We start from the raw sequence: 7,856 nt of genomic DNA on the forward strand, positions 1-7,856 counted from the left end.
ACAGCGCCTCCACTCAGCCCTCGGGTACCGTACGCCTGAGCAGGCCGAGCAGCGCTGGGCAACGTAACCTCCGTGTCCACAAAAACGGGGGAGGATCAACCCACATCCGCGGCGCGCCCCGCCATCCGCAGACGCAGGGCAAGATCGAGCGCTGGCACCAGACGCTCAAGAACCGCATCCTGCTCGAACACGCCTACCTGCCCGGCGAGTTGGAGGCGCGGGTTGCCGCCTTTGTCGAGCATTACAACCACGTCCGAGCCCACGAGAGCCTGGGCAATCTCACCCCCGCTGACGTCTATCTCGGCCGCGGCGAGGCCATCCTGCGCGAGCGGGCGCAGATCAAGCGCCAGACCCTCATGGATCGCCGCTTGCGCCACCACGCGCGGGCTGCCTAACTTCCCACCCCAGATGGACCAGAGCCTCCGTTCCTGAACGCTGCGAACCGTCTCAAATCATCTGACGACGGACACCCCGTTGCATTTAGTAGTTAACCGGTCTATTATTAAATCATGACGCTCGAATCGACCCTGCACGCCCTGCCTCGCAGACGAGGCCGTCCACCTCGGGTCGAGCCTGGCTACGGCACGTCTCGAGAAGCCCTGATCCGCGCTGGCGTCGCGGCATTGTCGGAAAAGGGATATTCGGCCACGGGTCTCGAAGAGGTCCTGCGTAGCGCAGGCGTGCCGAAGGGCTCATTCTACCATTATTTCGCGAGCAAGGACGCCTTCGGTGCCGAACTGATCGGCACCTACGCGGATTACTTCGCGCGCAAGCTCGACCGCTGGCTGCTCGACGAGGCCACGGCGCCCCTGCAGCGGATCAGGAACTTCGTCGCCGATGCGCGTGCTGGCATGGAGCGGTTCGAGTTCCGGCGCGGCTGCGTCGTCGGCAATCTTGGCCAGGAGATGAGCGCTCTGCCGGAGGCCTTCCGGGAGCGGCTGCGCGGCGTCCTCCTCGATTGGCAGGCGCGGACTGAACGCTGCCTCAGAGAGGCGCAGGCCGCCGGGGAGATCGCGGCGGAGGTCGATTGTGAGGCGCTCGCGGCCTTCTTCTGGATCGGCTGGGAGGGTGCCGTCCTGCGCGCCAAGCTCGAGCGAAGCCCCGACCCCCTCGACCTTTTCGCCAACCACTTTCTGGCCTGTCTGGCGCGCTGAGCGCCGTCCTCGGAGTGAACCGCATGTTCAAAGCGATCCTGATTGAGAAGGATGAGGCCGGGTACCGCGCCGCCCTGCACGACATCGACGAGGTGCAGTTGCCCGAGGGCGACGTCACCGTCGAGGTCGCCTACTCGACACTGAACTACAAGGATGGGCTCGCGATCACCGACAAAGGACCGGTGGTGCGCAAGTTCCCGATGGTGCCGGGCATCGACATCGCCGGCGTCGTGCGCGAGTCCCGGCACCCCGACTATCGTGCTGGAGATCGCGTCATCCTCAACGGCTGGGGCGTCGGCGAGACCCACTGGGGCGGCCTGGCTCAGATTGCGCGTCTCAAGGGCGACTGGCTGGTCCCGCTGCCCGACGCGCTCACCCCCCGCCAGGCCATGGCGATCGGCACCGCCGGCTACACTGCCATGCTCTGCGTCATGGCCCTCGAACGCCACGGGGTCAGCCCGGACAAGGGCGAGATCGTCGTCACCGGAGCGGCCGGCGGTGTCGGAAGCACGGCCGTCGCTCTCCTGTCGGGTCTCGGCTATACCGTCGTGGCGGTCAGCGGACGCCCAGAGGAAACCGACTACCTGCGCGTTCTTGGCGCGGCCGAGATCCTCGATCGGGCCACGTTCTCGGAGCCGGGCAAGCCGCTGGCCCGGGAGCGCTGGGCCGGTGCCGTCGACGTGGTCGGCAGCCACACCCTCGCGAACGTCTGTGCTGCCGCGAAGTACCGCGGTGTCGTCACGGCCTGCGGCCTGGCGCAGGGCATGGACCTGCCAGCGTCTGTCGCCCCCTTCATCCTGCGCGGCGTCAGCCTGATCGGGATCGATAGCGTGATGTGCCCGCGGCCTGAGCGGCTGGAGGCCTGGAGCCGGCTGGTGCGTGACCTTGATCCGGCCAAGCTCGAGGCGATCACGAACGAGATCGGCCTGACGGACGTCGTTGCCACGGCCGAGCGGCTCATGGCGGGCCGTGTGCGCGGCCGCGTGATCGTCGACGTCAACCGGTAGGCGATCTTGGCCGAAGCGCAGTAGCGCCAATTCAGATCAGCAAAAATACAAGACGGGTCAGACCGAAATGATCTAATTTTTTAAAAAATCCGCGATTGAGCCGACAAATCATAAGCAAGGCCGATCACAACACCGGAGGAACGACCATGAAGAGTGTGTTTGCGCTCGCGATGCTGCTTGGCGGATTGACCGCCGCCGATGCAGATCCGCTTCCGACCTTTCGGATCGGCGTGCTGAACGACCAGTCCGGCCTCTATGCCGACATCGCCGGCCCCGGTTCCGTCGAGGCCGCGCGTATGGCCATCGAAGACTTCAAGCCCGAAGCGAAAGGCTTCCGGGTCGAAGTTCTCTCGGCCGACCACCAGAACAAGCCCGATATCGGCGCGGCCATTGCCCGGCGCTGGTTCGACGTCGACCGTGTCGACGCCATCGTCGACGTGCCGACCTCGTCCGTCGCGCTCGCTGTGTCGAACATCGCCAGCGAGAAGGACAGAGCCTTCCTTATTGCCAGCGCCGGCAGCTCGGACCTGACCGGCAAGAACTGCACGCGCACGAACGTGCACTGGACCTACGACACCTGGGCGCTCGGTAACAGCACGGCCCGCGCGGTGATCAAGCAGGGCGGCAAGTCCTGGTACTTCCTCACCACAGACTACGCGTTCGGCCACGCCCTGGAGCGCGATGCCACCGAGGCCGTAACGAAGGCCGGCGGCAAGTCCCTCGGGCACGTCCTCGCTCCATTCCAGAGCACCGACTTCTCCTCCTACCTGCTGCAGGCCCAGGGCAGCGGCGCGCAGGTCCTCGCGCTCGCCAATTCCGGCGGCGACACCATCAACGCCATCAAGCAAGCCTCGGAGTTTGGCCTGACTGAGGGCGGCCAGAAGCTTGTTGCGCTCCTGGCCTTCATTTCAGACATCCACTCGCTTGGCCTGAAGGTCGCCCACGGCCTGACTCTGACCGAGGCGTTCTACTGGGATCTCAACGATGGCACCCGCGCTTTCGCGAAGCGGTTCGCGGCTCGTAACGGTGGCCGCTACCCGACGATGAACCAGGCGGGCACCTACGCCTCGATGCTCCACTGGATGAAGGCCATCGCCGCCATAGACAAGGACAAGGCGCATCGCGGCACCGAGATCGTTGCGCAGATGAAGGCGATGCCGACCGACGATCCGCTGTTCGGACGCGGCTCGATCCGCGCCGACGGCCGCACCATTCACGACCTCTATCTCTTCCAGGTGAAGAGCCCGGCGGAGTCGAAGGGGGCGTACGACTACTACACGCTCGTCGACACAATCCCCGGCGACCAAGCGTTCCGGCCGGTGACCGACGGCGGTTGCCCCCTCGTGGCCCACGCAGCCGCGAAGTGAGGCGATCCTGCCATGGCCCCCCGTGACGTTGGCGCAGGCGAATCCGTTGCCGCCAAACGGTTCGCGATCGCGCTGCTGCTGCTCAGCGAGATCGCCGCCATGGCGACGTGGTTCGCGACCACGGCCTCCGTGGGCGCAATCCGCACGCAGTGGTCGCTGAGCCCCTTCCAAGAGGCTCTGCTGACCAACAGCGTGCAGGCCGGCTTCGTCGCTGGCACTCTGGTCAGCGCGCTGCTCGGGCTGGCCGACCGGTTCGATCTGCGCGGGCTGTTCTGCGGGTCGGCCGCCACGGCGGGCTTTGCCAACCTCCTGATGCTGGCCTTTGAGCCGACCTCGGCCGGGGTGCCGCTGCTGAGGTTCGTCACAGGGGCCTGCATGGCCGGTGTCTACCCCGTCGGCATGAAGATCGCCGCGACCTGGGCCGTGGGCGATCTGGGGCTGCTGATCGGCCTGCTGGTGGGAGCCCTTACCCTCGGATCGGCCCTGCCGCACCTCGTCGCCGCCTTCGGGCAGCTCGACTGGCACCTGCCCGTGCTCGGAGCGGCTCTGGGTGCATTTCTAGCGGCTGTCCTGGTCCGCTTCGTGCGCCTCGGTCCGGCGACGACGGAGGTGCCGCCCCTGAGCCTGAAGAACGCTCTGGAAGCTTGGCGCAATCGCGGCGTGCGCCTCGCCAATCTCGGCTATCTCGGTCACATGTGGGAACTCTACGCCATGTGGGCCTGGATCGGGGCCTTCATGACGGCGAGCTTCCGCGAGCAGTACGGGGACGCGCCGCCGTTCCCGCCGGAACTCGCCGCCTTCTGCATCGTCGCGGCGGGCGCGTTCGGAGCCATGCTCGGCGGCTGGGCGGCGGACCGGTTTGGACGAACCTTGGTCACCGGCGCCTCGATGCTCGCCAGCGGCTGCTGCGCGGTTGGGATCGGCTTCCTGTTCGGTGGACCGGCCTGGGCGGTGCTGTCGGTAGGCGTCCTCTGGGGCGTCGCTGTCATCGCGGACTCGGCGCAGTTCTCGGCGGCCGTGAGCGAGCTCAGCGACCGGCGCCTCGTCGGCACCATGCTGACTATCCAGACTTGCATCGGCTTCCTGCTGACGCTTGTCAGCATCCAGCTCATCGCCTTCGCTGGTACCTACCTCGGATGGCGTTTCGCTTTCGCCCTGCTCGCCGTGGGACCGTTCTTCGGGCTGGTCTCGATGCTGCGGCTGCGGCGCCTGCCCGAGGCCAAGCGCTTGGCCGGAGGACGTCGGTGACAGAGAGGAAGAGGCAAGCCGTGGCCTTCACGACCATCACATACGAGACAATTGGGGCAGTCGCCCGGATCACGATGAACCGTCCGGAGCGCACCAACGCGATCAGCGCGACAATGCTCACCGAACTCGCGCAGGCGATGGACTCCGCTGAGGCGGACGAAGCGGTGCGCGCCGTTGTCGTGCGCGGGGCCGGGGCAGCGTTCTCCTCGGGCTTCGACCTGAAGGACCAGATGGCGCTGCGCCCCGAAGGCGTGAGCCAGTGGCGCCCGATCCTGCGCAAGGATTTCGACGTACCGATGCGGTTCTGGCACTGCCCCAAGCCCACGATCGCGGCGGTGCGTGGCCCCTGCCTCGCTGGCGCCTGCGAGCTGGCTCTGGCCTGCGACCTGACCGTTGCGGCGGAGGACGCCTTCTTCGGCGAGCCGGAACTCAAGTTCGGTGCTGGCATCGTGGTGATGATTCTGCCCTGGATCGTCGGCCCGAAGATTGCCAAGGAGATCATCCTGACGGGCGAGGACCGCATCCCGGCACAGCGAGCCTACGAGATCGGCATGGTCAACCGGGTGGTGCCGGTCGCCGACCTCGACGCAGCGGCGCTCCGCCTCGCCCGGCACATCGCCGCGATCGACCCAAATCTCGTCAAGGAGACGAAGCGGGCGATCAACCGGTCGATCGAGGCGCGCGGTATGCTGGATGCTCTGGAGGCGGCTCTCGACATCGACCTGCTGATCGAGGGCGAGGGCTCGCCGGACAAGCGGGCCTTCATGGACATCGCCCGGTCGCAGGGCCTCAAGGCGGCGCTGGCGTGGCGCGACAGCCGCTTTCCGGGAGCCGAAACATGACAGGTGCGCTCGCAGACATCATGCGGGAAGGCCTCGCCCAACCCGGCAGCCGGGTAGATGAGGTCTCTGGCCTCGGATTGTCGGGGCCAGAGTTGGACGCGCACGGGGATCTCGTGGCGGGGTTGCTGCGCACGGCCGGCGTGCGCCTGAACGAGCCGGTTCACGTGGCGATCAGCAACCGCGCGGCCGACCTCGGCACACTGCTCGGCATCTGGCGGGCTGGAGCCGTCGCGGTGCCCATCCATCAATCCGCAGCGCCACTCACGCGAGAAGCAGTCGAGAGGGCGACACGCGTCCGTTTCCTCATCGACGGGCACACCCTCAAAGAGATCGCGGCGGAGCCCCCACCGGACCGCCCCCTCCTGAAAGGCAGCGCCCTCGTGGTCTTCACCTCGGGGAGCACCGGTGCTCCGAAGGGCGTGGTCCTCGGGCACGACGCCTTGGCGCGCAAGCTCTCCGTTCTCGATCGGCTGCTCGGGTTCCGCCCGGCCGACATCGTGGTGGTGCCGCTCCAGCTGACCTTCGTCTTCGGGATCTGGACGAGCCTTCTGGCGATCCGGTCCGGGGCACCTCTCGTCCTCATTCAGAAGTTTGCCCCCGCGACTCTCGCGGGCCTGCTGGCCGCCGAGGCGACCGTGCTCGCCGCAGTGCCGACGATGCTGCGGGCGCTCCTTGCCAACGGCGCCCCAACGACTCCCAACCTGCGTATGGTACTGACCGGTGGTGAGGCGCTCAGTCCATCCCTGGCCCAGGCCGTTTCCCTAGGCTGGCCGGAGACTGACCTCGTCGACCTCTACGGCTCGACGGAGACCGGCTCTTGTGACTTCTGCCATCGGCCGCGGAAACCCGGCCAGGCAGGCTCCATCGGCGTTCCGACCGAAGGCGTGGAGTTCCGCATCGTCGGGGACGACGGGACGGCCGCTCCTCCGGGCGAGGTGGGCGAGCTTCGGGTCCGCACCGCCTGCAGCATGCTCGGCTACCTCGACGATCTCGAACTGACCCAAGCTTCGTTCGACGCCGACTTCTTCCGGACGGGTGATCTCGCGCGGCTTCGTCCGGACGGTCAGGTCGAGCTCGTCGGTCGCTCGAAAGAGATCATCTCGCGCGGCGGCAATAAGATCTCCCCGCTGGAGATCGAGAATGCCTTGTGCGCGCACACGCACGTCGCGGCCGCCCTCTGTGCCGGCGTCGCCGACCAGCGCCTCGGCGAAGCGATCCACGCGGTTGTCGTGCCGATAGCGGGCGCCACGCTGACGGCGGACGACCTCAGGTCATGGGTGTCGGCCAATCTCGAACGGTACAAGGTGCCGGATGTGATCGTCTTCAGCGACACGCTGCCGTCGGGCGCGACAGGAAAAGCAAGTCGCTTGATGGTCAGCGCACTCACGCTCCAGCTAAGCGCTTCGGCAACTTCTGCCAACTAAGATGAAGAATAATATAATCAACGGGCGGGACAATTCATGCAAAACCTGCATAGATCGTCGTCTTATTCAATAAGAGCCGATGATTGGTCCTGTCGTTGGCGTAAATACAGGGCGACTTTGACTCCGGCAATTTGATCGGCTGATTCTCGTATAGGGTGGTTGAGCTGGTCTGTATCCACGGAATGATGCGGCAATCAGCCAACTTCAGAGGGCGAAAGGTAGAAAATAATGCAAGTGCCAGCAGCAGCATTGGTTGAGGCTACAACCTTCACGCTCGGGTGTATCGCGATTCACAGTATGCGGCGGTAGGCACTTCGCCTCACGAAGGTCCTGGTGGCTGTGCTGGTGGTAGTCGCGCTCGTCGGCATCACACTGGATGTCCTTATCCACCCAGAAGCCGAGGTCGACGAGTACGACATGCTCGCCACTCTAGAGAGATCGCCCTGATCACGCCCACTGGGATGGCGGCAGCTCCCACGAGCCCCAGATGCTCGGCTTCTCCGCGCTCGGCTCGATTGTATGAGTGCCCTCCAACGCGTCTCTAGAACTCTCGGCAACTGATGTCACTGTGCGGGAGGAAGCGCTTCCCTCCTTCACCACGCGGTCGGCTTTGGATTGCGCTCATCGAAGCCCTTCTGGTGCCAGTAGGGATAGATCGGCGTTTCCTGGCTCGCTGCGTCCAGCCGCGCAACCTGCTCCGGCGTGAGCGTCCAACTAGTCGTGCCAAGGTTCTGTTTCAGCTGCTCCTCTGTGCGCGCGCCTACCACGATGCTGCAGACTGTGGGACGCGTCAGCAACCAGTTTAGCGCCACCT

The 7,856-nt window shown here is 65.9% G+C and carries 8 protein-coding genes; 7 read left to right on the plus strand and 1 reads right to left on the minus strand.

The genetic code is table 11. The features are described 5' to 3' along the window. The 7 genes from WDW90_RS32890 to WDW90_RS32920 form a co-directional block, all read left to right on the plus strand. Positions 1 to 395: integrase core domain-containing protein (locus WDW90_RS32890; RefSeq protein ID WP_336491840.1), on the plus strand; the 395-nt coding region annotated here is incomplete at its 5' end. Between the two features lie 114 nt (positions 396 to 509). Beyond that, positions 510 to 1,154, plus strand: a complete 645-nt coding sequence (gene acuR, locus WDW90_RS32895; protein WP_488803319.1) for an acrylate utilization transcriptional regulator AcuR — start codon at positions 510 to 512, stop codon at positions 1,152 to 1,154. Between the two features lie 23 nt (positions 1,155 to 1,177). After that, positions 1,178 to 2,161 carry an acrylyl-CoA reductase (NADPH) gene (gene acuI, locus WDW90_RS32900; protein WP_336491841.1) on the plus strand — a complete coding sequence of 328 codons (984 nt, stop codon included), beginning with the start codon at positions 1,178 to 1,180 and terminating at the stop codon, positions 2,159 to 2,161. A gap of 146 nt (positions 2,162 to 2,307) precedes the next feature. Beyond that, positions 2,308 to 3,528 carry an ABC transporter substrate-binding protein gene (locus WDW90_RS32905; RefSeq protein ID WP_336491842.1) on the plus strand — a complete coding sequence of 407 codons (1,221 nt, stop codon included), beginning with the start codon at positions 2,308 to 2,310 and terminating at the stop codon, positions 3,526 to 3,528. 12 nt (positions 3,529 to 3,540) lie between these two features. Then, on the plus strand, positions 3,541 to 4,776 hold the full coding sequence (locus tag WDW90_RS32910) for an MFS transporter (RefSeq protein WP_336491844.1): 1,236 nt from the start codon (positions 3,541 to 3,543) through the stop codon (positions 4,774 to 4,776). After that, positions 4,773 to 5,618, plus strand: a complete 846-nt coding sequence (locus WDW90_RS32915; protein ID WP_336491846.1) for an enoyl-CoA hydratase-related protein — start codon at positions 4,773 to 4,775, stop codon at positions 5,616 to 5,618. Before WDW90_RS32910 ends, WDW90_RS32915 begins: the two co-directional genes overlap by 4 nt. A gap of 20 nt (positions 5,619 to 5,638) precedes the next feature. Continuing rightward, on the plus strand, positions 5,639 to 7,042 hold the full coding sequence (locus tag WDW90_RS32920; RefSeq protein ID WP_336491847.1) for a class I adenylate-forming enzyme family protein: 1,404 nt from the start codon (positions 5,639 to 5,641) through the stop codon (positions 7,040 to 7,042). 593 nt (positions 7,043 to 7,635) lie between these two features. Here WDW90_RS32920 and WDW90_RS32925 read toward each other — a convergent pair. Further along, on the minus strand, positions 7,636 to 7,856 hold a 221-nt coding region (locus tag WDW90_RS32925), incomplete at its 5' end, for an aldo/keto reductase (RefSeq protein ID WP_336491848.1).

Source organism: Methylobacterium nigriterrae (assembly GCF_037106235.1).
Taxonomy (GTDB): domain Bacteria; phylum Pseudomonadota; class Alphaproteobacteria; order Rhizobiales; family Beijerinckiaceae; genus Methylobacterium; species Methylobacterium nigriterrae.

Bases quoted from the DNA above. Each gene is read 5' to 3' on its own strand.
- acuR (WP_488803319.1), top strand. From the start codon at position 510: ATGACGCTCGAATCGACCCTGCACGCCCTGCCTCGCAGACGAGGCCGT.
- WDW90_RS32910 (WP_336491844.1), top strand. From the start codon at position 3,541: ATGGCCCCCCGTGACGTTGGCGCAGGCGAATCCGTTGCCGCCAAACGG.
- WDW90_RS32920 (WP_336491847.1), top strand. From the start codon at position 5,639: ATGCGGGAAGGCCTCGCCCAACCCGGCAGCCGGGTAGATGAGGTCTCT.
- WDW90_RS32905 (WP_336491842.1), top strand. From the start codon at position 2,308: ATGAAGAGTGTGTTTGCGCTCGCGATGCTGCTTGGCGGATTGACCGCC.
- acuI (WP_336491841.1), top strand. From the start codon at position 1,178: ATGTTCAAAGCGATCCTGATTGAGAAGGATGAGGCCGGGTACCGCGCC.